The 24,923-nt window shown below is 58.2% G+C and carries 21 protein-coding genes; 11 read left to right on the top strand and 10 right to left on the bottom strand.

What is annotated here, in order from left to right; genetic code table 11:
* Positions 1–3: 3 nt before the first annotated feature.
* Together rpsA and AC1ATL_RS05935 are read right to left on the bottom strand one after the other, a co-directional pair.
* Positions 4–1,476: a 30S ribosomal protein S1 gene (gene rpsA / locus AC1ATL_RS05940; protein WP_476569239.1), complete on the bottom strand. Its 1,473-nt coding sequence runs from the start codon at positions 1,474–1,476 to the stop codon at positions 4–6.
* A gap of 155 nt (positions 1,477–1,631) precedes the next feature.
* Positions 1,632–2,507, bottom strand: a complete 876-nt coding sequence (locus AC1ATL_RS05935) for a bifunctional methylenetetrahydrofolate dehydrogenase/methenyltetrahydrofolate cyclohydrolase (RefSeq protein ID WP_476569237.1) — start codon at positions 2,505–2,507, stop codon at positions 1,632–1,634.
* A gap of 141 nt (positions 2,508–2,648) precedes the next feature.
* On the opposite strand from AC1ATL_RS05935, the gene AC1ATL_RS05930 reads away from it, so the two are divergent.
* The 3 genes from AC1ATL_RS05930 (at position 2,649) to AC1ATL_RS05920 (ending at position 5,617) form a co-directional block, all read left to right on the top strand.
* Positions 2,649–3,728, top strand: coding sequence for a metal ABC transporter solute-binding protein, Zn/Mn family (locus AC1ATL_RS05930; RefSeq protein WP_476569235.1), 1,080 nt, complete (start codon positions 2,649–2,651; stop codon positions 3,726–3,728).
* 186 nt (positions 3,729–3,914) lie between these two features.
* Positions 3,915–4,778 carry an ABC transporter ATP-binding protein gene (locus AC1ATL_RS05925; protein ID WP_476569233.1) on the top strand — a complete coding sequence of 288 codons (864 nt, stop codon included), beginning with the start codon at positions 3,915–3,917 and terminating at the stop codon, positions 4,776–4,778.
* Between the two features lie 2 nt (positions 4,779–4,780).
* Positions 4,781–5,617, top strand: a complete 837-nt coding sequence (locus AC1ATL_RS05920; RefSeq protein ID WP_476569231.1) for a metal ABC transporter permease — start codon at positions 4,781–4,783, stop codon at positions 5,615–5,617.
* A 15-nt stretch (positions 5,618–5,632) separates the two neighbouring features.
* On the opposite strand, the gene ispF is transcribed toward AC1ATL_RS05920, so the two are convergent.
* Positions 5,633–6,109 carry a 2-C-methyl-D-erythritol 2,4-cyclodiphosphate synthase gene (ispF, locus tag AC1ATL_RS05915; protein WP_476569229.1) on the bottom strand — a complete coding sequence of 159 codons (477 nt, stop codon included), beginning with the start codon at positions 6,107–6,109 and terminating at the stop codon, positions 5,633–5,635.
* 8 nt (positions 6,110–6,117) lie between these two features.
* Positions 6,118–6,714 (bottom strand): CarD family transcriptional regulator, encoded by a 597-nt coding sequence (locus AC1ATL_RS05910; RefSeq protein ID WP_476569227.1) that lies wholly within the window; start codon positions 6,712–6,714, stop codon positions 6,118–6,120.
* Positions 6,715–6,851: 137 nt separating this feature from the next.
* Here AC1ATL_RS05910 and glgB point away from each other — a divergent pair, with 137 nt between their 5' ends.
* The 3 genes from glgB to AC1ATL_RS05895 are packed head-to-tail and all read left to right on the top strand — an operon-like array spanning position 6,852 to position 10,952.
* Positions 6,852–9,107, top strand: coding sequence for a 1,4-alpha-glucan branching protein GlgB (glgB, locus tag AC1ATL_RS05905; RefSeq protein ID WP_476569225.1), 2,256 nt, complete (start codon positions 6,852–6,854; stop codon positions 9,105–9,107).
* 17 nt (positions 9,108–9,124) lie between these two features.
* Positions 9,125–9,856 (top strand): response regulator transcription factor, encoded by a 732-nt coding sequence (locus tag AC1ATL_RS05900; RefSeq protein WP_432623240.1) that lies wholly within the window; start codon positions 9,125–9,127, stop codon positions 9,854–9,856.
* A 19-nt stretch (positions 9,857–9,875) separates the two neighbouring features.
* Positions 9,876–10,952, top strand: coding sequence for a sensor histidine kinase (locus tag AC1ATL_RS05895; RefSeq protein WP_476569223.1), 1,077 nt, complete (start codon positions 9,876–9,878; stop codon positions 10,950–10,952).
* On the opposite strand, the gene AC1ATL_RS05890 is transcribed toward AC1ATL_RS05895, so the two are convergent.
* Together AC1ATL_RS05890 and AC1ATL_RS05885 are read right to left on the bottom strand one after the other, a co-directional pair.
* Positions 10,931–11,128, bottom strand: coding sequence for a ComF family protein (locus AC1ATL_RS05890; RefSeq protein WP_476569221.1), 198 nt, complete (start codon positions 11,126–11,128; stop codon positions 10,931–10,933). The genes AC1ATL_RS05895 and AC1ATL_RS05890 overlap by 22 nt on opposite strands.
* Before the next feature lie 548 nt (positions 11,129–11,676).
* The gene (locus AC1ATL_RS05885) at positions 11,677–12,483 is read right to left on the bottom strand and encodes an HAD-IIB family hydrolase (protein WP_476569363.1); all 807 of its coding nucleotides are present in this window, start codon (positions 12,481–12,483) and stop codon (positions 11,677–11,679) included.
* 79 nt (positions 12,484–12,562) lie between these two features.
* Between AC1ATL_RS05885 and AC1ATL_RS05880 the strand changes: the two genes are divergently transcribed.
* On the top strand, positions 12,563–12,991 hold the full coding sequence (locus AC1ATL_RS05880; protein WP_476569219.1) for a metallopeptidase family protein: 429 nt from the start codon (positions 12,563–12,565) through the stop codon (positions 12,989–12,991).
* Between the two features lie 3 nt (positions 12,992–12,994).
* Here AC1ATL_RS05880 and AC1ATL_RS05875 read toward each other — a convergent pair whose 3' ends face one another.
* Genes AC1ATL_RS05875 through AC1ATL_RS05865 form a run of 3 tightly spaced genes read right to left on the bottom strand, consistent with a single transcriptional unit; the run spans position 12,995 to position 17,961 of the window.
* Complete coding sequence (locus AC1ATL_RS05875; protein ID WP_476569217.1) at positions 12,995–14,527, bottom strand: DUF5719 family protein; 1,533 nt, start codon at positions 14,525–14,527, stop codon at positions 12,995–12,997.
* Positions 14,524–17,628 (bottom strand): glycosyltransferase family 2 protein, encoded by a 3,105-nt coding sequence (locus AC1ATL_RS05870; protein ID WP_476569361.1) that lies wholly within the window; start codon positions 17,626–17,628, stop codon positions 14,524–14,526. The genes AC1ATL_RS05875 and AC1ATL_RS05870 overlap by 4 nt, the downstream gene beginning before the upstream one ends.
* A 33-nt stretch (positions 17,629–17,661) precedes the next feature.
* Positions 17,662–17,961: a WhiB family transcriptional regulator gene (locus AC1ATL_RS05865; RefSeq protein ID WP_476569215.1), complete on the bottom strand. Its 300-nt coding sequence runs from the start codon at positions 17,959–17,961 to the stop codon at positions 17,662–17,664.
* Positions 17,962–18,277: 316 nt separating this feature from the next.
* On the opposite strand from AC1ATL_RS05865, the gene AC1ATL_RS05860 reads away from it, so the two are divergent.
* The 4 genes from AC1ATL_RS05860 (at position 18,278) to AC1ATL_RS05845 (ending at position 23,324) form a co-directional block, all read left to right on the top strand.
* A complete protein-coding gene (locus AC1ATL_RS05860) occupies positions 18,278–19,630 on the top strand; it encodes an LCP family protein (RefSeq protein WP_476569359.1) in 1,353 nt (450 codons plus the stop codon).
* Between the two features lie 475 nt (positions 19,631–20,105).
* Positions 20,106–21,086, top strand: a complete 981-nt coding sequence (locus AC1ATL_RS05855) for an LCP family protein (protein ID WP_476569213.1) — start codon at positions 20,106–20,108, stop codon at positions 21,084–21,086.
* Positions 21,087–21,181: 95 nt separating this feature from the next.
* Positions 21,182–22,942 carry an FtsK/SpoIIIE domain-containing protein gene (locus tag AC1ATL_RS05850; protein ID WP_476569211.1) on the top strand — a complete coding sequence of 587 codons (1,761 nt, stop codon included), beginning with the start codon at positions 21,182–21,184 and terminating at the stop codon, positions 22,940–22,942.
* A gap of 103 nt (positions 22,943–23,045) precedes the next feature.
* Complete coding sequence (locus AC1ATL_RS05845; RefSeq protein ID WP_003809589.1) at positions 23,046–23,324, top strand: WhiB family transcriptional regulator; 279 nt, start codon at positions 23,046–23,048, stop codon at positions 23,322–23,324.
* A gap of 82 nt (positions 23,325–23,406) precedes the next feature.
* Here AC1ATL_RS05845 and AC1ATL_RS05840 read toward each other — a convergent pair whose 3' ends face one another.
* Positions 23,407–24,894: a sensor histidine kinase gene (locus AC1ATL_RS05840; protein ID WP_432624834.1), complete on the bottom strand. Its 1,488-nt coding sequence runs from the start codon at positions 24,892–24,894 to the stop codon at positions 23,407–23,409.
* Positions 24,895–24,923 lie beyond the last annotated feature (29 nt).

Below are 24,923 nucleotides of genomic sequence, written 5' to 3'. Positions count from 1 at the left end.
GACTCACTTGCCGAGCAGCTGGTCGCGCAGAGCGGCGAGCTGGTCGGAATCGGCGAGGGTACCGTTGGAAGTGCTCTCGGAGGAGTAGTTGGACACCTCTTCGACCTTCTCTTCCTTCGGAGCCTGGCCGTCCTCAGCTGCGGAAGCCTCGGCGTTCTCCAGTTCCTTGGCGACGAACTCCTTGTGCTGCTCCCACAGATCATGGGCTGCGGCGTACTGGGCTTCCCACTCCTCACGCTGCTTCTCGTAACCAGCGATCCACTCGTTGGTTGCCGGGTCGAAGCCTTCCGGATACTTGTAGTTGCCCTGCTCGTCGTACTCTGCCGGCATGCCGTACAGAGCCGGATCGAAGTCCTCGGAAGCCGGATCGACGGAGTCGTTGGCCTGCTTGAGGGACAGGGAGATGCGGCGACGATCGAGATCGACGTCGATCACCTTGACGAACACTTCCTCGCCCGGCTTGACAACGGTCTCCGGGTTCTCCACGTGACGGTTGGCCAGCTCGGAGATGTGCACGAGGCCCTCGATGCCGTCCTCGACGGAGATGAAGACACCAAACTGCACGATCTTGGTGACCTTGCCCTTGACGATCTGACCAGGAACGTGGGTACGTGCGAAGCGCTGCCACGGATCTTCCTGGGTGGCCTTGAGGGACAGGGAAATGCGCTCACGGTCGAGATCCACGTCGAGCACCTCGACGGTGACCTTGTCGCCGACCTTGACGACCTCGGACGGGTGGTCGATGTGCTTCCAAGACAGCTCGGAAACGTGAATCAGGCCATCAACACCACCGAGATCGACGAATGCGCCGAAGTTGACGATGGAGGACACGACACCTTCGCGAATCTGGCCCTTCTTGAGCTGGGACAGGAAGGTCTCGCGCACTTCGGACTGGGTCTCCTCGAGGTACTGGCGACGGGAGAGAACCACATTGTTGCGGTTCTTGTCGAGCTCGAGGATCTTGGCCTTGATCTTCTGGCCAATGTACGGAGACAGGTCGCGGACGCGGCGCATCTCGACCAAGGATGCCGGCAGGAAGCCACGCAGACCGATGTCGACGATGAGGCCACCCTTGACGGCTTCGATGACGGTGCCTTCGACGACGCCGTCGGCTTCCTTGATCTTCTCGATGTCGCCCCAGGCGCGCTCATACTGGGCACGCTTCTTGGACAGAATCAGACGGCCTTCCTTGTCTTCCTTGGTGACGACAAGGGCCTCGATGGTGTCGCCGACCTCGACGACTTCGTCAGGATCGACGTCCTTCTTGATGGAAAGCTCGCGAGAGGGGATAACGCCCTCGGTCTTGTAGCCGATGTCGAGCAGAACCTCGTCGTGATCGACCTTGACGACGGTACCTTCGACCAGATCACCATCATCGAAGTTCTTGATGGTGGAATCGACTGCCTTGATGAAGTCCTCTTCGGTGCCGATGTCGTTGATGGCGACCTTGGCGACTTCGTTATTGTTCTCTGCCATTAATGTGGTTTCTTACAAAATAGTTGGTGGATAAAATCGTTCTTCAGTTATACCTGCGCGCAGATATGCGCACATTGCGCAAGCATACCGCAGACCATGCACAAAAATCGGGCGCGCCGATAGGACGACACGCCCGAAAACCAGGTCACGGAGAATCAGGCCCGGCGCTCGGCCATCTCCACGACGTTCTGCAGCAGCATCGCACGGGTCATCGGGCCCACTCCTCCAGGATTTGGCGTGTATGCCGAAGCCTTCTCGTAACAGGCTTTGTCGACATCTCCTTTGACCCGATATCGTCCGGCCTCCTCGTCGAATACGCGGGACACTCCGACATCGACGAGGACCGCGCCCTCCTTGATGTCGTCCGGCTTGACAAAACCAGCGGACCCCATGGCCGCAACGATCACGTCGGCACGTCGCATATGATCGCGCACGTCCTTCGTCCCCGTATGGCACAGCGTGACGGTGGCGTTGACGGATTTGCGCGTGAGCAGCAATCCGATGGTGCGCCCGATGGTGATGCCACGCCCCAGCACACACACTTCCTTGCCGTCCAGATCGATGTCGTAGGAACTGAGCAGCTCGATCACACCGCGGGGCGTGCACGGCAAAGGTGTGGTTATATCCCCTTTCGCATGCAGAACCAGCTCTCCGAGATTGTATGGATGCATACCATCCGCATCCTTCCTCGGATCAATCAAATCGATAATAGCGTTCTCGTCGACACCTTTCGGAAGCGGGAGCTGCACGATATAACCGGTACAGGCAGGATCCGCGTTGAGCTCGCGTACGGCTTCGGCGATCTGTTCGAACGTCGCGTCTCCGGGCAACTCGCGTTTAATTGAATTCACGCCAATCTCGGCGCAATCAGCGTGTTTGCCGGCAACATACTTCACCGACCCCGGATCAGAGCCGACCAGAATGGTGCCCAAACCTGGTTCAATTCCCCGAGCCTTCAATGCCTCGACCCTCGCGGCGAGATCCTTCTTGATACTCGCGGACACTGCCTTGCCATCGATTCTCACTGCCATGATGGGTCACACCTCTCGTTCCCGTGCTCGTCGTATTGGCATTTGCAAGTATCGTAGACTATCTTGGTTTCAAGCGTAAGTCGCACACGCGCTTATGAGATGGACACAACCGAGACGTCATAGGAAGAAGGCACAACCGACATGCATTCGCACCAGCGTCCGCCCCTTCGCACCTTTGCCGCGGGAATAGCCCTATGCATGGTACTCGGCACCGCATCATGCTCCAAGGGCGAGACGGAGCCGAACCAGCCGTCAGCCGAAACAACGGCTGAGCAAACCGCCCCGATTAAAGTGGTGTCCTCGATCAATCAGTGGGGTTCCGTGGCGGAACAGATCGGAGGATCGCACGTCAAAGTAACATCCATCCTTTCCTCCACCGCCGAAGACGCCCACGGCTTTGAACCCAAGACCAAGGACGTGGACGCCTTGGACAAGGCCCAGGTCATCGTATCCAACGGGGCCGAATACGATTCATGGGCCACGAAGAGCCCGCGAAAGAACATCGTTTCGGTATCCGCGGCGCAGATGGTCGGCGCGGTCGAGGGCGATAATCCCCATCTATGGTTCTCCAGCGACGCGCGCAACGCCATGGCGAAGGAACTGGCCGACACCTATAGCCGCATCATGCCGAAACAGCGGAAATACTTTGCGGCCCGTCTCAAGGCATGGAGCAAACGGGAATCGAAGCTCGAAAAGGATATGGAGAAATCCTCCGAATCGTTCAAGGACATCTCCTACGCCTCCACGGAGCCGGTCGCATACTATCTTTTCAGCGACATCGGCCTCACCGATAAAACGCCCGCAGGATATTCCCAGTCCACCGCGGATGGCTCACAACCCTCTTCGGAGAATCTGCAGGAGTTCCAAAAACTGTTGGAAGGCCATGACGTCGACTTCCTGGTCAACAACACACAGGAGACCAGCGATGCCACGAACATCATCACCGGAACCGCACACAAATCCGACCTGCCGGTCATCGACATCACGGAACAGATGCCGGATGACTGCAAAGACCTAATCGAATGGACCACCCGTCTCATCACGGCACTGGACGAGGAAATGGCCAAGGATAAAAACGGGACCGCGGACGCAACCGACGAAGCCGGTTCCGACACGCGGTCTTCAGAGTCCGAGTCCGGTTCCGTCTCGGAATCGGACTCCGGTGCCACGACCGACGGAACTACTCCGGACAACACGGGGCAGACGAATCCGGGAAAGTGAATCGATAGAAGCATCCGTCACCGAGAATTTCACGGAACCGCCGACGAAACGCACTTCGTCGGCGGTTTCCTTTTCTCCGTGATCCAAGCATGCAGGTACTGGCCGTGCATGAAACATCTTCTTATTGAGAATGATTGTCAACACCATTTGGAACAATTGCGTCAGCAAACGACCAAGGAGCGGACCATGCATGACGAAGCAGCCGCCTGCATCGAATTCAACGACGCGGGCGTGACACGTGGCGGGAACACCATCTGGCAACATGGAACCTTCCGAATCCCACAGGGCTCAGTGACCGCCATCGTCGGCACCAATGGAGCAGGCAAAACCACCATGATGAAGGCTGAACTCGGCCTGGTTCCCATCGCGCAGGGCAGCATCACGGTGCTCGGCCAGCCAGCCGGCACCATGAACCATCGCATCGGATACGTGCCGCAAAGCTACGCCTCCGACATCGAATCGAACATCACCGCCGAGCAGTCGGTGATGCTCGGATTGACGGGAGCCAGATTCGGCATCCACCCCACCACCCGCAGGCAAAAGGACAAAGTCCGCGACGCATTGGCGTTCGTCGGCATGCGGGACAAGGCAACATACCGTCTGTCCGAGCTCTCGGGAGGTCTACGACAACGCGTCGCCATCGCGCAGGCGCTGGTGTCCGACCCGCAACTGCTTATGCTGGACGAGCCACTTGCCAATCTTGATCTGGCCAGCCAACGCGCAACCGTGCACGTGCTCGCCAAGCTCAACCATGAACTCGGCATGACGATTCAAGTCGTGGCCCATGATCTGAACATGTTGCTGCCGATCCTTACCGGAGCCGTGTATCTGCTCGACGGGCACCCACACTACGCAGGTATGAACGAAGTGTTGGATTCGAAACTGCTCACCCATCTGTACGGCACCACCGTGCAAGTGGTCACCACTCCACAGGGCGACATGTTCGTGACCCCAAGCGAGGACGAGCCGGACGACATGACCGTCGACGCCCATGCGCCGGAGGAAATCGCCCAATTCCATCACCACAACCACAAAACACAAGAGGCATGATCATGGACGGAACCGCTTTCTCCTTTGACCCCGACTGGGCAAGCACACTGACCGCGCCATTCATGACGAACGCATTCCTCGCCGGATTATGCATCGCACTCGCAGCCGGAATCATGGGATACTTCACCATCGCACGTCATTCCACATTCGCCGCACATGCATTGGCGCACATCGGACTGCCAGGCGCCACGGGCGCGGTATTGCTGGGCCTGCCGGTCAGCGCCGGCCTCGGCTCGTTCGCCCTCGGCGGAGCCTTGGTGATCGGTGCACTGGGGAAAAAGGCCTCACAGCGCGAAATCGCCACAGGCACCGTTCTAGCCTTCGCCACAGGCATGGGCCTGTTCTTCGCACGGTTGTCCAGCTCCGCATCCCAACAGATGCAGTCGATACTGTTCGGATCCATTCTGACGATCACGAATGGGCAGATCATCGGATTCGCAGTGTTCGACGTGCTGTTGCTGGCGGTACTGGCCGTCATTTATCGCCCGTTGCTGTTCAGCTCGCTTGACGAGCAGGTGGCGCAGGCGAAAGGCGTGCCCGTCGGCCTTATGAACATATGCTTCATGGCGATTATGGCGGGCGTGATCACCATCGCCGTTCCCGCCGTCGGCACGTTGCTGATCTTCGCGCTGGTGGTCACCCCCGCGGCGACGGCCAATATCATCGCGCGTTCGCCATTCTCCGCAATGGTCGTTGCCACGGTCATCTGCTTGGTCTCGATCTGGGGTGGACTGGTGGTTTCCGCCATGTTTCCCGCCCCTCCGAGCTTCATCATCGTGACGCTTTCCACGATTTTCTGGATCATCGCCAAAGTGGTCGAAACGATACGTCACCGATAAAGCGGAGCGAAAAAGCTAGACCATTGGTTCCACAAGAGCGTTGGCGACGGCCGCGACCCCCTCGCCGGCGCCGGTGAATCCCATGCCATCCGTGGTGGTGGCGGTCAAGGAGACATCGCAACCAACCGCCTGACTCAACGCCTGCCGGGCCTCCTCACGACGCCCGCCGATTTTCGGACGGTTCGCTATGACAACCACACTGGCGCTTACCGGCCGCATGCCATGTTCATACAGATAGTCGACCGTCTTCCGAAGCATTTCGTCCCCATGGGCGCCCGCGCCGGCCGAATCGGCCCCTACGCCGAACAGCATACCGATGTCACCCAACGAAGCCGCGGAAAGCAACGCGTCAATCAACGCATGAGCCACGACGTCGCCGTCCGAATCACCTTCAATGCCATCGCCGTCCCAAAGCAAACAGGCAAGCCAAAGAGGCTTGCCTGCGTCATGGGATGCGAATCGATGGGCGTCAAACCCCTGACCGATACGCATGAACGTCTCTACTTCTTTTTGGACTTCTTGTTTTCCGCCTCGACACGTGCCAAAGTGTCCATGGCCGCTTCCTTCGGAGCCTCGGTGTGGTGCTGCTCATCACCCGGCCGCGCCGGCTCATATCCGAGATTCACATCGAGCAGACGCTGGGCCTCGGACTCATCGAGATGCTCGGACAATGCGATCTCCGAGGTCAGAATGCTGCGGGCCTTGGTCAGCATACGCTTCTCACCCGCGGACAGTCCATGCTCGTCGACATCGCGCTGGGAAAGGTCACGCACCACTTCGGCGATTTTATTGACGTCGCCCGTGGCGATCTTCTCCACGTTCAACTTGTACCGACGTGACCAGTTCATTTCCTTCTCAAGGATGGGAGTGCGCAGGATCTCGAAGACCTTCGCCACCTCCTTGGCACCGACGATATCTCGAACACCGACCTTCTTGGCATTGTCCACCGGCACATTGATGACCAGCCCATCGGATGAAAGCACCGACAGTTGCAGATACTGACGGGTCACGCCCTTGACTGTCCGCTCGGTAATGGCCTCCACCTTCGCAGCGCCATGACGTGGATAGACGACCATGTCGCCGACCTTATAACCCATGAATCCTCCGTGAAATGCTTACACAAAACCCGAATTATTGTGCCATCAGGTCTGGACTTGCTCAAAAATAGCCTAAATTTCAAAAAAAGGCCGCGACACGAGCCATTTTTCAAGCATTTCATGCTTACACTTTTTCCATGGCTACAGAATCCAAGATCAAAGAAGATAGCGTTGCCGTTCCTGTTGCGCAGGGCGACCTGGATGCGGTAAGCAACGGTACGTTCTATAATCCGCACGAAGTGCTCGGTGGGCATCTCGGCGCGGATGGGCACGAGGATGTCGTCACAATCCGCGTGCTGCGCCCATTGGCGAAAACCGTGACGATCATCACCGAAAAGGGACAGACCCAGGCGGTACATGAATTCAATGGCGTTTTCATGGCGCTCGTCCCGGCCATCGTCACCGATGACGGCTTCGGCGTTCCCGATTACCGCGTCAAGACGGAATACGAGGACGGGTCCGTCGTGGTGTCCGATGACCCGTACAGGTATCTGCCCACCATCGGCGATCTGGACATGTATTTGTTCGGAGAGGGCCGGCATGAGCGACTCTGGGAGGCATTGGGCGCTCGCGTACTGCGCTACGATGATCCACTTGGCTCCAACGATGGAAGCAAGGGAAAGCAACTGGTCGGCACCGCATTCACGGTATGGGCTCCGAACGCCCATGCGGTCCGTGTGGTTGGCGACTTCAACGGATGGAACGGCCGCACCCATGCCATGCGAGAGCTGGGTTCCTCCGGAATCTGGGAGCTGTTCGTGCCCGGTGTCGAGGCTGGAACCATTTACAAATACGAAATCCTCAACGCCAACAACGAATGGGTCATGAAGGCCGACCCGATGGAACGCTCGCACGAGATTCCACCGCACACTGGTTCCATCGTCGTGGAATCCACCCATGCATGGCACGATAAGACCTGGATGGACAAACGAGCCGCCACCGATCCGCATAACGGGCCGGTCAGCATCTACGAGGTGCATGCCTCCAGCTGGCGCAAGGACGTGAGCAACTATCGCGAGCTCGCCGACAAGCTGGTCCCCTACATCCAGAAGGAAGGCTTCACCCATGTGGAATTCATGCCGCTGGCTGAACACCCCTTCTCCGGCTCGTGGGGATATCAGGTGACCGGCTATTATGCAATCGATTCGAGACTTGGCGGTCCCGACGATTTCAAGTATCTGGTCGAGAAGATGCATGACGCCGGCATCGGCGTGATCATGGACTGGGTCCCCGCGCATTTCCCGAAGGACGCGTTCGCCCTCGGCAGATTCGACGGAACCCCACTGTACGAGGATCCCGACCCGACCCGCGGCGAGCATCCGGACTGGGGCACCTATGTGTTCAACTTCGGACGCCGCGAAGTGCGCAACTTCCTGGTTGCCAACGCCTGCTTCTGGCTGGACGAATACCATATCGACGCGTTGCGCGTGGACGCGGTGTCCTCCATGCTCTACCTCGACTACAGCCGCAAGCCCGGCCAGTGGCATCCGAACATCTATGGCGGACGCGAGAACCTCGAGGCCATCGACTTCCTCAAGGAGGCCACGGCGACCGCATACAAGAACAACCCGGGCATCATGATGATCGCCGAGGAATCCACCGCGTACCCCGGTGTCACCGCGCCGACCGACGCAGGCGGCCTTGGATTCGGACTCAAGTGGAACATGGGTTGGATGCACGATACCTTGGAATACCTGCATGAAGAGCCGATCAACCGCAAGTGGCACCACAACGAGATCACCTTCTCCATGGTGTACGCCTATTCCGAGCATTACGTGCTGCCGATCAGCCATGACGAGGTCGTGTACGGAAAGGGATCGCTATTCGGCAAGATGCCGGGCGACGACTGGCAGCGTTACGCCGGCGTGCGCGCGCTGTTCGCCTACCAATGGGCCCATCCCGGCAAGAAGCTCTCCTTCATGGGCAACGAGGTGGCGCAGTACGGCGAATGGGACCATGACGGTTCGGTCGATTGGGATGCGCTCAACTGGCCTGACCATCGTGGCGTGCAGAAGCTTGTCGCCGACCTGAATGCGCTGTACAAGGCGTCTCCCGCGCTGTGGAGTCAGGATTTCGATCCCGCGGGCTTCCAGTGGCTTACCAGCGACGATGCCGACCACAACACGCTCAGCTTCGTGCGTGTCGGCAAGGATGGGGAGCAGATGGTCGTCGTTGTGAACTTCTCCGGCGAGGCATGGGAGGACTATCAGGTTCCGCTCACCAAGGGCGGCCGATGGACCGAAGTACTGACCACTGACGACAAGAAGTACGGCGGATCCGACATCCACAACGGCACTTTCGAGGCTGTCGAAGGGGAATACCATTCCCGTGACTGGTCCGCGAAAATCACCGTTCCGGCATTGGGCGCAGTATTCTTGAAGCCGGAACACTGAGAAAGGCGGAATACTTCATGCTCAACTCATCAGCACAGTCCACAACGACGGAACCGCACACCGTTCTGGTGGTCGAAGACGAACCGACGCTGGCCACGGCCATCGCGCAGCGCATCACGGCGGAAGGCTGGACCGCACGCGTAGCCTCCGACGGTGCGAGCGCGGTGCAGGCAGCTTCCACGCTTCGTCCGGATCTGGTCATCATGGACATCATGTTGCCCGTGATGGACGGTCTCGAGGCCACCAAGCGCATCGTGGCGGAACGCCCTGTGCCTGTGCTGATTCTGACGGCGCGAGACGACGAAGCCGACAAGGTCATCGGTCTTGGAGCCGGAGCTGATGACTATATGACTAAGCCGTTCTCCATGCGCGAGCTCATCGCGCGGTGCAAGGCCTTGCTACGGCGTGTGGACCGCGCCAAAATCATCGCCAAGAATTCCGAAAACGAGAAACTGCTCAATTTCGGCTCATTGGTCATCGACCCGGCCCAACGCATTGTCACCGTCGATGGTAAGCAGGTTCACCTGACTCCGACGGAATTCGATCTTCTCGCCACACTGGCCCGCAAGCCGAAGTCCGTGCTCACCCGCGAAAAACTGCTCGAAGAGGTATGGGATTGGGTGGACGCCTCCGGCACCCGCACCGTGGACTCACATGTCAAGGCACTACGGCATAAGCTGGGTTCGAAGACCATCCGGACCGTGCACGGTGTCGGGTATGCGTTCGAACCGCCGGAGCCGCAAAAGTGATGCGCTAGTATTTGGTGGTATGCATACTACCGATTCGAAACCGGGGCGTTCGGTCAATGTCTTGGACACCAAACGCCCCATTGGTTCGTTCTCATCACTCAAGGTCGAATTGTGCGTGCTGATCACCATCTCCACCCTCATCGCCTTCATCATGGCTTGGTTCCTACTCAAAGTGGAGCTGAGCATCTGGATTGCCATGCCGATTACTCTTGCCGTGGCTCTAGGTATCACCTACTTTTTCTCCAGAGGTCTGACCTCTCCCCTGCGTGAAATGAGGGACGCCGCCGAAGCCATGGCGGATGGCGACTACACCGTACGCGTGCACGTCGATGAGAACAATCGTGATGAGGTAGGCCAATTGGCCATGTCCTTCAATGAGATGGCTGAGGAGCTTCAGCACGCGGATCAGATGCGTCGGGACATGGTAGCCAATGTGAGCCATGAACTGCGCACGCCGGTTTCGGCGTTGCAGGCCATGGTGGAAAACATGGCGGATGGCGTGGTTGAGCCGACCCCGTCAAATCTGGAAAGCATTCTCAACCAGACACACCGTCTTTCCGACCTCATAGCCTTCCTGCTCGACCTGTCACGTATGGAAGCTGGTGCGGCAAGTCTGCAAATAGACAAGTTCAATTTCGCGGATTTCATCGACGAAACCGTGGAACCACTGGAAATCGCCGACGCCGGACACGCCCACGACATCAAAATCCACGTGCCCGACGATATCGAAATGGAAGGCGATCAGGACCGGCTGCGCCAATTGTTCACCAATATCATCGCCAACGCGCTCAAGCATTCCGCGGACAACACCGCGGTGCTCATCGAGGCGCATGAAGACAAGGAACATTCCACGATTGTGACGAACGTCGTCAATTTCGGCTCCCAAATTCCACAGGAAGCTCGTTCGGATATCTTCCGCCGATTCGTCAAAGGCAAAACCGGCCCGGGCACCGAGTCGGGAGGCACCGGCCTAGGACTGTCAATCGCCCGTTGGGCAGCACAATTGCATGGTGGAACGGTACGTGTCGTGGATGATCCACGCGGCGCGGATTTTGAGATAACATTGCCGAAATATCATATCTCCGACGAGAAGTGACGTCCGGCTTTCGCTGGCCTGCCCGCAGGCGTGTGAGCCAGCGAAAGCGCCGTGACCACTTCGGCTCCCTGCAAGGACAAGGCGTCGATGCAACGGCGCATGGTGGTGCCGGAAGTGACGATGTCATCCACCAGAATCACCGCCTTATCCCTCAGAAGAAACTTTTCCCGGGCCATAATGCGGCCTTTCAGACGTTGTGAGCGTTGCGCCGTTCCACCGGTTTCAACGGATCTTCCAGCAGTTCCCCTGTTCTCCAAAGCCTCGCATGCCCGCACGCGCATTCCGGTTCGTTCCCGCAGGTACGATGCGAGTCCTGTTGCCAAAGGCATCATATGGCGTCGGCCACGTTGCCGCATGGATGCGAGTGATGATGGAGCGGGCACAATCAACACCCGATCACGGGGCATACCACCCAGATGATCCGGCAATCCCACCTGCTCCGCAAGCGAGCAAAGCGCCTCGGAAAACGGACGCTCGCATTCCTCATCCCCATGGTCCTTCCACGAAAGAATCGCCTGCCTAGCCGCACCGCGATACCATCCGCACGCGAACCAGCGTCCCATCGTAGCCGTCTCGAGCGTCTGGGAGAGACCACAGTCGAACAATGCACGGCATTCGGAACACAATATCTCATCCGGTCTATCACATCCCGCGCAGCCACGAGGAAACAGCACATTCACCATATATGAGGATGCGCGCGCCACCGGTCCCATATCCATTCTCCTCACCGAGACAAACCGGCGATGATTCCGTCGCAAAGCCTTACGGTATCCGCGGGCCCCGTCACCTTGACCGCTCTGGTGCCCGCCAAGGCAGCCGGATAATCATTGCCGCCTGGTTCCATGCGATCGCCAATGAATACGATCCGCCCGACTTCCATGCCGAGGATCCCGGCAAGTTCGCGGACGGCGAAAGATTTGTCGAAGCCTCGTTGGGAGATGTCGACACTGCTGGCACCCCCGGGTCTGACATCCAATTCCGGCAGTTCGGCCGCGACCGCCCGGGCCAATCTGCTTTTTTTCTCATCCGTGGGATCCCATGCCTCCTTGGCTTCAATCGGAGCGAGCTGTCCCAAAGCGGAGAATGTGATCTGACTGCCTCGGTCCTCGATGCGTTCGCCCCAGGCACGGCTGCACCAGATACCCTGTTCGCGCGCATTGCGTTCCAATGATTCCTTGGCCTTGGTACGCTCCTCATCGCTCAGATCATGCGAGAACACCAGTACCCATCGCCGACCGTCCCATCGGTAGTAACGGGTTCCGCTGGTAGGCATGAGATGGAGTCTCGAACGATCGGCCGTATCGGTCAGTCTATCTACGACCTGACTTTGCAGCAATGCGTATTTTCCACCGGTTATCACTGCGACGTCAATCAGCGAGGTCAAAATGGAAAAAACCTCGGCCATATCATCCTTCATCGGCTTTTTGGAACGCGCCAATGTGTTGTCCAGGTCAAAGGCGATCAGCTCCGCTCCCTCGCAGAGCGCATCAATGTCCACAGCGTCCCAGCGAGGTACGGAAACATCCGACATGATCGTCCTTCCCTTCGTTGAGCCAATGCCTACCATGGTATCGCATGTTTCCCGCGTAAACCCTGATATGGTAGGAAACATGCATCAAATGCCTTGGGAAGCTCCGACATACCGCAATCGTCATGGCCGCGGCATGCGCACACCCATGTTCGGTACAAGATTGCCGCAATACCGCACCCGAAGCGGCATGTTCGACGACATGTTGGTGGCGCAGATACGTAGGCTCAACGAGGCTTGGCCGGAACTCGTCGGCCCGGTCCAATTCGCAGTGGAGGACGTTCCTCCATCGGATCCCGCACCTTGGGAAGCCGTTCCGCATCTCGGATCACAGTCTTTTCCGGCCGGACACGGGATTCCTCCGCGCATCGTGCTGTATCGTATGCCGTTGCAGTCGCATGCGCGCAGCCGCATGGATCTGCAATTCTCGATTCGGGATGAAGTGGTCTCACGCCTGGCGGAGCTTTATGGACGCCGTCCAGAGGAGATCGACCCCGACTGGGGTCTATGACCGTCAACGGACGACGGTCATATCCTGATTGGCCCAGACCTGTTCCCTGGCCTCCTTCAAGTCTATGGCGCCGATGACGGCAAGCCCGGCGAGCTTCGCGTCGGAGACGTCCTGCTGCCCGATGCGTAGATTCCAGACCATACTCGCCGAAGAATCCTTGAGTCTGATGGCCGCGACGTTGCCATTGTTGATATCATCCACATCCACCGATATCGAAGCGGACGGCCCCAAGGTGATTTGACGTTTGTCCACCAAATCGCCGTCCTCATCATATGAGGTCATCGTCGCGGTCCGCTCCTTATTCGAGATATTGAGCAGACCAACCTGTGCGGCGGACCGGTCCGGAACAGCCATGGCGGAAATCTTCGCCGGTATCGACGCGTTGACCAAGGCGAAATCGGACTGTCCGCCGGTACCTCCATCCACAATCTTCGCAGCGACCGAAACCGGCTTGGAAGCGCTGATGATGACGCCCGTCGCGTTCTTGGGAACATCACCCAGTTCGATGCTGGAAACCCGATCCGCCTCCAAGGTCTGCTGGTTGACCGGTTCCGAGCCCTTGGCATCCACCCAGGATACGGTGACATCGGTTCTATGGGCGGCGTACAGGTACAGAGTCATATTGTCGCCGTAGGCAAGACCGTCCACAGCCAGAATCTTGGAAGAGACGTTGTTGGGAACGACGTAATCCGATCCCTTCGAAATCAATCCCTCCATGGAGACGGTGCGCACTATCGCAGCAACAGGAGTGTCGACACCGGAAACGGTGACGTACAGCGCATCTTGTCCGGAGGCAGCCGCGGCAAGATTCAACACCGATTCCTCGCCAGCTCCAACCGTCAGCGTCGAGCCTGTGGAAAGGGCCAACGAACCACTCTTGTCGGCACCCCAAACCTTGATATTGACCGATGTGGCTTTGGCGGACGGATTGGCCACAACCAGTTGTTGGGTCATCCCGGTCTTCGTTCCCGTTACCAGAAAGGTCTGCTTCAACGCCGGAGCCACGCAGGAGGCCGCCGATACACCTTTGAGATCGCCGTCGGTGGCCCAGGACATCACAGACGAGGCGGCACCGGTGCCATCAGAAGCCGTCAGCAGACGCGTATCCTGCAGTTGGGCGCCATCATCGACATTGCCGGAAGCCACAAACACGTCATCGGAGGAATCCACGCTTTTCTTGTCAAGCGTCAAAGCTGAAGACAGCGAATCCGCACCCAACGACGCGACCGAAGAGTGAAACACGGAGCCGAACGCGGAATACCGCGCGGAAGACGCGATATCGCCGTTCGAAGCCTGGTATTCGCTGTCACCATAAGAACCGGTGTCGGCGATGGTCATGCGCGACGGGCAATATGTCTGCAACTGTCTTGGACTGACGGTACGTCCCACGGAGGAACGATTCACCGAAGGAACATCAGCATGCAGCCACGACGGACGATAGACAAGGGACACCGCAATCAGAACGATGATGACCAGCACCGAGACGACGGCAAGAACGACGCGCAGGGGCCTATTGGGACGGGAATGTCTGCTCATATTTCCTCCTGGCCATAACGGCGGATTCGCGGAAGCGCGACCAGGCAATATGCCGCAAGGACAAAGCCCATGCACCATAGCCACGCACGACGCCATGGGCTCGCGGCGGCCTTGTCGTATCCGCTTTGGTCGATATGTTGCTTGGATAGATTCTGGACCACCAGACGGTAATAGGTCCCACCATCGGAACTGACGACGTTCTGAGTTCCATCCGAGGCTCCGATATTCGAATTCAACTGGCTCGATGCCTCCCGTTGAGCCTTGTCGCCATTCTGCTTGACGACATAGATGCCGCCGAACCCGAGCTTGGCCAATTCGGCGATGGCATCGGAATCCGCATTGACCAAAAGCTGGGCGCAATCCTGCGCTATGGTTCTGCTGTCACCGTCCAAACGGCCCGAAAGCACCTCGACGCGTTGCGCCGGAGAACTGTCCATCAGATCGCCACGGCCGGTGCGCATGACACTGTAGCTGACCGATCCCGCGCTGTCGGCACGCAAGGCGAGCACACGACGTGCATCATCCTGTTCGAGAAAATCGGTCGATACCATCGGCAGACCGGAATCACTGGCCCGCACCTGTCCACGATCATGCTCGGCATAATCGAATCCTGCGAAAACCACAACGGAAACGGCCAACAGACAGACCAGCACGGTACGTCCCACGTGCGCGGCGACCGGCGTCAGCTTTGAGCCATGCCCTTCAACCTCGACGGCACCGACTCCTCCCTGCTGTCGCAGCATGACAAATCGCCGTACCGCACCGCCCGCCACCATGCAGATACAGGCGAGCAGGCCCAGCATCGCATATGCGGCTCCGGGCAACATGGAACCTGCGACCGGGCCATTCACATCCACGGCTACCGCGACGGCCGCGGAAAGGATGGATGTCACGACTCCCGCGACGATGGCGACCCACATCATACGCGACGCGCGCAACACGAAAGGCAGTACCAGCGACACCGCGGCAAGTACCGCGATCAATCCCAGGACGGCCACAACCGCATATCCCCACCATCCATGTCCGGCGCCGATGCCGAACACCCGGAACAACATGTCGGACAAGTTCGCGACGATCGGTTCACCGTCTCGGTTGGTGGAAGAAAGCATGACGCTGCCGAACAGCTGGCGCCATGTGCCGTCTTTGGCAAAACGAACGACGTTGACCAGCGTCGGCGCGCAGACAAAGGCGGCGGGAAGGGGAATCAGCAGCAACGTGGGCTTATGTGCCCGGACAAAGAACAGAAACGTCAGGAAGGTCAGCATCAAAGGCAGCAACAGCTGCGGTTCGGCCGCGACCACCGGAATGAAACACAAAGCGGCAAGAGCCGCGGACTGCACCGATGCACGGGGCCTTACCAGATCCTCCGTACGATACATGCCGACCGCACGGAACGAAAACGCGAAAGCGGCGGGAAGGAACATCATGACCGTCAGCATCGCCACGTCGGCATCGGTGTAGAGGCCCATGGACAACGCCACCGCAAACCACAACAGTGCGGTCACGCAACGCACCGCGTCCGAGCGGGTGAAGATGCCCGCCAAAGCCCAGAACGAGAACACCATAATCGGCGCGGAAAGGAAGAACACTAGACCGACCGCCGTGGCGACATGTCCGCAGGAAAGCACTGAAAACAGTATCAATACCAGTAGCCACGGGGCGTTTGGGGCGCTGATGCCGGTTCCGGAAGCGTACGCCCACGATGTGGTCGCGGTACGGGCCAACTGGACAAAATCCGCATCGGTGGGCAACAACGACGGAGAATACATCGAAGCGCCGGAGCATACGGCACGGAAGACATCCCAAAACATCGCCACGGTCCAGATGGCGGCGATCAAAGCCGAGCCGATCGCAAACCCCCATCTGCGCAAAAGGCGCTTACGTAGATGCGCCTTGCCAAGAGGACTGAGCAGAACGGTTCCCTTCTGATCGTGGAAAGCACGACGACGGTCCCGCCATTCCCTGACCTGCTGATGATTCGCGGCAAGCGTGGACAACGACTTGATCGCGACCTTGCTCTGGCCGCACAGCCGAGCACGCGCCCGCCATGCGCCGGGAAGACGCAGTAACGCGCGCCAGGGAATCGCCAATTCGCAGCAGGCATGATATGGCTGCTTACGAGTCAGGCAAAGTACCGCCAAACCCAACGATTGCACGATGGACCATAGCCAAAGCAACGGCCACCACGAACGGTGCATATCGGTATACGCATATTTGACGTTGCCTTCGCGTATGGCAAGGTATGGATCGATGCGTCCGTCCTCATCTTCCACAGGACGCCCGTTTTTGGAACGGATACCCTCGAAGCGTGCCCTCCGATGAGCGATGCGCGCTTGGGGAACAACTGCGACACGCCCTCCACCAAGACAGATACGCCGACATAGGTCCCTAGACTCAGCGAACGTTCCAAACCACGAATCGGCCCCTTCGAACGCGCGCAACGTGGACAATGGCACCAATGCTCCGGACAAGGAAACCGCCAGCACATCCTGCCGGCCATCGTACTGTTCCTGATCAGGCTCGCCATCAACCACCAAAGAGACCGCATCGTGATGTCCCGCATACAAACCGACATTATGGAGGTTTTCCGCTTGCCAATCCAACTGCTTGGAGCCGAGAAGAGACACCGTTGGGGTGTTCCTCCACGCGTCAAGTAATGTTTCGAGGCACCGGTCATCAGCCGGACGGGAATCGTCATGGAGCGTCCATAGCGCACGGATGCCGGCATTCATGTCAATCTGGTTCACCGCCCGCATCACCGCATCCATGAAGGAGGCCGCTTCCTTCACCCCGACCAAAATGACACGCACTGTTTTGGCCTCAGGAACCTCGGTGAGCACATCCTCCGACGAATGGATGACGTCGAATGTCATCTGCATGGGCTGCTCAATTCGCCCCGTGCAATCGGCGACGATGATCATCGCCGGCAGCACGCGCTGGGCAAGCACCGCACCGACGGTGGATCCCAGAAACCGCAGATCATGTTGCGCGGTAACCACCGCGGCCACGGACATATCGACGTCCTGTTGATGCGTATATGGCCTGCTCTTGAGCAGATCCGTCACAATTGTTTGGATATCGCTGCTGGCGTTTGAATTCATAGTTTCAAGTGTACGCATGGGGCGTGCCGTACGTTATGCCCGCTCCTTATGCTCTTTTTTGTACCGACGGCGTTCACGCTCGCTCATGCCGCCCCAAATACCGAAACGCTCATCATGGTCAATCGCCCATTTCAGGCACTGTTCCCGCACCTCGCACTGGGCACACACCCTCTTCGCATCTCTGGTCGAACCGCCTTTTTCCGGGAAGAACGCCTCGGGATCAGTCTGCGAACACAATGCCTTATGCTGCCAGGATACGTCATCATCCCGCTTGAACAGACCCCACAACTCCACAAGCGGATTGTCGGAAGACTCATCGACCACGCCCCACATGAGCCCTCCCCATAACATTTACATTTTGTCTGTGCATACTCCGCACTGGTTCAGGATACACACACCACACATGAGTTTGTCAAATTCCAACGAGTCAATGACCGTATATCAGGAAAAATGTGATATAAGGGACCACCGTCACCATGTTCCAGGAGCGCAACATCAACGAAAATCAGACGCCACCTTTATAATGGTTTCCTTGGTGGTGGCAGTTCTCAAATCGCTCCGCGTCAAACGTCTCGTCAATCAGGAAGGCAACACCGTGACAACATCCCCAGCCGGCAACAAGCTTCCTAACATCAATGGCTTCCAGGACATGAAGCCACGGCATAGCCTCGGGTACACGGTGCGGCATCGAATCAGGACCACAATCGCCTTGGCTCTTGCGGCGATGCTGGTGTTCGCGGGCACCGCCGCGGCCGCGACGTGGCTGGACGTTGACGGCATCATCAGAAACAATTCCGTCAACGTGATTGGCCAAGGATCATTGGATGCCGATACCTCCATCATCGACCCGAATTCCGGACAGCCGATCGAATTCGTGCTGATTGGACAGGATTCGCGCGACGGCGCGGAGAACCAAGCCATCGGAGGCAGTTTCGACGACGTCGTCGGCAACCATCAGGCCGACACCACCATGATTGTGCAGATCTCCGCCGATCGCAAGGAAATCAATCTGGTCTCCATCCCGCGCGACTCCTTGGTGGACGTGCCCCAATGCGAAACCTCCAAGGGCAAAATCCCCGCCCAATACAATGTCATGTTCAACTCGATATTCGCGGGCGCGTATCTGACCGGAGGCGATCTCGCCTCGGCCGCGAGCTGCACCCTGAATGCGGTGAACAGCCTTACCGGATTGAACATCCAGAACTTCATCGTCGTTGATTTCGCCGGATTGGTCAAAATGATCGATGCGGTCGGCGGAGTGGACCTATGCATCCCGCAAAACGTCGATGACCCGTATACCGGACTCAAACTCAACAAGGGGATGCATCATCTCGATGGCGTGGCGGCGACCCAATACGCCCGCACGCGCCACGGATTGGGGGACGGCTCCGATACCTCGCGAACCACACGTCAGCAATACCTCATCAAACAGCTCATGAGCGAGGCTCTCAGCAAGAACCTGTTCACCGATACCGCACAGCTGTACCAATTGGCGAAATCCGCGCTCAAATCGCTCAATATCTCCCAAGGCATGGCAGATACAGCAGCACTGGCCGGACTTGCCATGAGTCTGAAGGATTTCTCGATGACCAATCTGCAGACTCAAACCGTTCCTGTGGTGCAGGCCCCTTCCGACCCTAACCGTTCCGTATGGACCGACGAGGCCGATACGTTGTGGGAGAAGATGCGCAACGGCAAGCCGATTTTCGAAACGTCCGACTCCTCCTCCAAGGAAACAACCAATTCCGACGAATCCAACGACGATTCGGACGGCACGAATGGCGACCAGTCGGATGGATCCACGGATAAATCCTCCAACGAAACCCCTGATCCAAGCACCGGACTAATCACTGAAGCGGATGGCACACTGATCGATCCAAGCACCGGAGGAACCGTCGATCCGGAGGACGGTTCCATCCATGACGCGGTCACAGGACAGTACATCGGTCTTGCCGATCGGTATCTCAACGCAACGGTATGTGCCGTTCCGGCAAAGAACTAACGCATAACCACGCAATCACGTCCCTGCACGGTGTACATGGTGTAGGGACGATTTCATTCTGGGAGGAACCATGAGCGAAGGCAACGGGACGAAGGGGCCTACGGGCGCACCACCGAGCTTCATTCCGGCATCGGGACGTAAAAGACAGTCGGATTCTTCGTTCACAGGTTCATCCCATAGGCCAAACGAGGCGGACCAGCCTGTAAGCTTCGCTCCGGCCTCACGCCACAACCGCGCCTCAACCGTGAAAACGGCGAAACGCGCGTCCCGGACTTCTCCGACATCAGCGCCGCAGAGCTTCACACCCGCCTCGGCATCATCGGAAAGGGCACACCGTCGGAATCAATCACCTGAGTCATTCGCTCCGAAGGCATCCGGCCGCGCCATCTCGAAGGCGCAACAGGTCCGAGGCTCCTCCTCCGTTTCCATCTCGGCTCGGGAGGCGGCTCCGCGCACGGACACATCATCCATCCCCATGACGGCATCGGTCACGTCCGCGAGAAAGGCTCATATCGGACGCATAGTGCTCATCGCATTCCTCGTGATCGTCCTCGCGCTTGGAATCGGAATCTTCGCCGCTTGGAATTGGACCGACGGACAACTCAACAAGCAGAAATGGCTGACATCCAAAGCGGACACCGCCGGTGAAAGCTGGCTGATCCTCGGTTCCGACGAAAGAGAAGGCACCATAGGAGACGCCGGCGATGTCGAAGGCTTCCGAACCGACACGATCCTTGTGCTCACCAAACCGAAGAACGGACCATCCTCGCTGATCTCCATTCCACGCGACTCGCTTGTGGAAATCGATGGAAACTACATGAAGATCAATGCCGTGGCGCAACTGTATAGTCGCAAGCAGCTCGTCAACGAAGTGGAGGATATCACCGGGCAGAAGATCAACCATGTGGCGATGGTCCGATTCGGTGGTCTGGTCAAAGTCGTCGATGCGTTGGGTGGAATCGATCTGTGCTATGACCAGACGGTCAGCGATCCTTACTCGGGTTTGAATTGGACTTCGGGATGCCATACCGTGGACGGCGCCACCGCGCTCGCTTTCTCCCGTATGCGCTATGCTGACGCGCAGGGCGATTTCGGCCGTGCCGCCCGTCAACGGCAGGTCATCAACGCCATCGTCAAAAAAGGAACGTCACGGCAGACACTGACTAATTTCGGCAAAACCAAGAAAGTCGCCGCCGCGGCGCTGGATTCGGTGACGGTGGACGAAAAAACCTCGACTTCATCACTGCTGAGCATGGCTCTTGCCTTCAAGAGCGCCTCTGGAAAAACCGGCATTTCGGGAAGCGTGTACTGGACCGACCCTGATTATTACGTCGATGGCGTGGGATCGAGCGTTCTGCTGGACAACGAACGGAACATCCAGCTTTTCTCCGAATTGGCGGACGGAACGCATTCACCCGGAACGGTGGGGACGCTGGCGGAGAGTCAGCAGAACTGACGATGACACGCCGGAGATGTGGATAACCCACGTTCTCCGACCACAACCCACGTTTCGACTTGTGCCGGACTGCCGGTGACATCCAGTCTGGCACCATGAGCAATAGAAAACGTCCCCGGCGGCTGAACGAGCAGCGCCTCACCCTACTCAGTTGGAGTGCGCCATTGTTGGCGCAACTCATCATGCTGGCCATCATGTGCGTGCAACGCCAATGGATGTATGTGGCCATGCTGGCTCCGGGAATGCTCGGCAGCGCGCTCATGCTGGCCACGATGGTCATACGGGCCAGACACGCGGAATCCTCCGGTGACGATGAGGGCTTCGGCGTCGGCGCCGCCTCACGCCGTCAGGACCAGGCAAGTCCCGCTTTCGCATTCGATGATCTGATGCGCGCAAGCTTCGAAGAGCTGCATGGACTGAATACGGAGATCCTGCCTTGGCGCGTCATCGTGCGCAATTGGATGGCCGCTCCACCGAACAGCGCCATCGGCGTATCGGAACGCGGCGCGTTCCGTATCGATCTGACCGCATCGGGACCGCATGCCATGGTCGCAGGCACCACGGGATCAGGCAAATCGGAGCTGCTTATCAGCTGGTGCATGGCATTGGCCATCCGGCACAGTCCCAGAACCCTCCATTTTGTTTTTCTCGATTTCAAAGGTGGCTCCACATTCAACGCTTTGGAGCATTTGCCGCACACCGTGGGCAATGTCTGCGATCTCGACCTCGCCCACGCGGTACGAGCGTTGAACGCCATCGAACAGGAGCTGATTCGACGTGAGGCATTGGTAAGCGCCGAACGTGTCGCCCGCTTCGACCAACTCTCCCATCCTCCGGCGCGGCTCGTGGTGGTCATCGACGAATTCCATGCGTTGCGCGACCGCCTGCCCGATTACATGCAACGTCTGAATCGTCTGGCTTCCCTTGGCCGATCGCTCGGCATGCATCTCATCGTCTGCACGCAAAACCCCATGGGACAGGTTCATGCCGATATGAAAGCCAATATATCTTTGAACATCTGTCTACGTGTCACCGACCAGATGCAATCGAACGAGCTCATCGGCACCAAGGACGCGGCGCTGATTCCAGCCGCCTTCCCCGGTGCCGCATACTGCCATGACGGACAACGCACGACACCGTTCCTCTGCAGCGCGGTGCACGATATCGACGCTCTGGTCAAAGCCGTCAACACCGCCGCAAAGTTCGATGGAATCGACAATCCGAAGCCGCTGTTCTCCGATCCTCTTAGCAAACAAGCCTCCATACGCGACCTCACGGTCCCGTCGGACAACATATGGCAGCGCGTCCCCTTCGCTCTTGGCGATGACGGCGTGCTCGTCTCCACCGCCTTCCTGGACGTGGGTCAAGGAAACATCGCCATAATCGGAGCATACGGCAGCGGCAAAACCAATCTGATGCTGCATTGCGCCAGCTGGCTGTACGGCACTGGCCGATGCGGCATAAGGTTCACGCGAAGGACCGATGCCGGATCGGTCACGGATGACGGCAGGGCTTCGCCTAAACATGAACGCGTCATCTGGTTCGTGGATGACGCCGATGCGATGTTGGATCCTTTCAGTCAATCGGAAGAAGCCGATGAGCTCAGACAGGCGCTGGCGGACCCCTCCATCACCGTGATCGCGGCGGTGGAACAACCACGAAGCGTTCTGCTTGATAGGTGTCTCACGCGCATAGTCTTTCCCAGCGGCGAACGATCCAACGATTTGATGCTGGGCGTCCCCGGTCCCATCCTGGATGGCTTCGGCGTCGACGACTACGCCATCCCCGGACGAGGAGCCTTCATCCAACAAGCAAAGGCATATCCTGTGCAATGCGTGGAATTCACAGGCTTTTAGGAATTCCTTGATTTCTTTTGCCCAGACTCTTGAAAAATATTCCGATTCGTGGTTATCTAAGTAACGGATAACATGCCGATTAAGGCAAGAGGAAGGCGATTACATGAGCAGTGCTTTTGATTGGCGAGCCAAGGCCGCATGCCGGGATAAGGATCCGGAGCTGTTTTTCCCCGTCGGCAACACCGGCGCCGCCTATCAACAAATCGAAGAGGCCAAAGCGGTTTGCCGCACCTGCAAGGTGATTGACGCATGCTTGAAATGCGCGCTGGACACCAATCAGGATTACGGCGTCTGGGGAGGTCTGAGCGAAGACGAGCGACGCGCGCTCAAGCGCCGCGCGATGCGTGCCCGCCGCTCCCAAGCCATGCAAATGCAGGTCTGATTCTTTTACGGAGCTTGTAAGGCGGCTGGGCCCGTTTCCCAAGGGAACGGGCCCAGCCGCCTTATCATATCCGTTCGCACCGTCAGCTATCCTGCGCGGCACGCAACTTCATGTCGAGCACCACTCGGGTGCCTCCACCGCGACGCGGCTCCCAATGCACTGTTCCGCCGAAATCATTGGTGACGAACGTGTTGATGATCTGGGTGCCCAGTCCCGATCCGGAGGAACGCGCCATACCGTCATGCTCCTCGTCCGCCAAACCAGTTCCATCATCCTCGACCACGACATTGAGGTTGTTGCCGCCACGGCCGACGGAAATCGTAATATGGCCGTCCTTGCGTCCCTCAAAACCATGTTCCACGGAATTGGTGATCAGTTCGGTGAGCACCAGCGACAATGGCGTGGCATCCTGCGCCGGCATCATGCCGAACTTGCCGATGAAGTCGATGCCGATATGCTGGTCCCGCATGGTGGCCAGGTCGACGGCCATCTTCAGCAGGTTGGAAATGACCTTGTCGTAATCGACGATCTCATCGGCGGTCTGGCTCAGGCCCTCATGCACCATCGCGATGGTCTGCACGCGGCGCTGCGCCTCCTTGAGTTCCTTCTTGACTTCTTCGGATTTGGTCTTGCGCGCCTGCAGGCGCAACAACGCGGACACCGCCTGCAGATTGTTCTTCACTCGGTGGTGAATCTCGGAAATGGTGGCGTCCTTGGTCTGCAGTTCCTTTTCCCGACGCCGCAGCTCGGTAACGTCGCGGCACAGAACGATGCCTCCCACACGCCCATTGGCATCCATCAACGGCAACGAACGCATGGAGACGGCGGACTTGTTGGCATCCAGTTCGGAATCCGCGGCGGCCTTTCCGCTGAGCACCAGCGGCAGGGTCTCCAGCACGGGATCGTTCTCATGCAGCAAGCTGGTGCCAATCTCGCTCAGGTACTCCCCCTGCATGGTGCTGACCGATCCCAGACGGCGGAAACAGCTGATGGCATTGGGGGAAGCGTACCGGACTATGCCGTCGACGGTGAGCACAATGAACCCATCCGACACACGCGCATTGTGACGCTGGTTCATAATCGGATTGCGATACGGGAACTGGCCCCGTGGAATCATCTCATACAGCTGCTTGCCCGCTCCGATGCTTTCAGATTCGTAGCGACCATTCGATTCACGGGTGGCCATGTTAGTCTCACGGACCACCAATCCCAGAGTCTTGCCATTATGACGCACCGGAGCATACACATTGCACACCTTGGCCTTGCCAACGCTACGCAACTGCGTCGAACGGAACACCGATTCGGAATCCATGGCCGCATCAAGTTCGGCGCGCATGGACTCCGGAGCAACGCTGCCAACCACATCGTCGGCCCTCAGACTCATCACCGTGGACGGCCGGCACTGCTCGGCGATAATGTATTCGCCATCACCGTTCTGCAGAATCAGCAGCAGATCAGCGAAGCTCAAATCTGCTATGACCTGCCAATCAGCCACCAATTGATGCAACCATTCGCGGTCATCATCGCCTAAATCCGGTCGGGTCATCAGGATATGTGAGAAATCAGCCATGCACTCCATCATACGCACCAAACAGGAGG

The sequence above is a fragment of the Bifidobacterium sp. LH_743 genome, from assembly GCF_056355775.1.
This window is presented reverse-complemented; position numbering and strand designations above follow the sequence as displayed.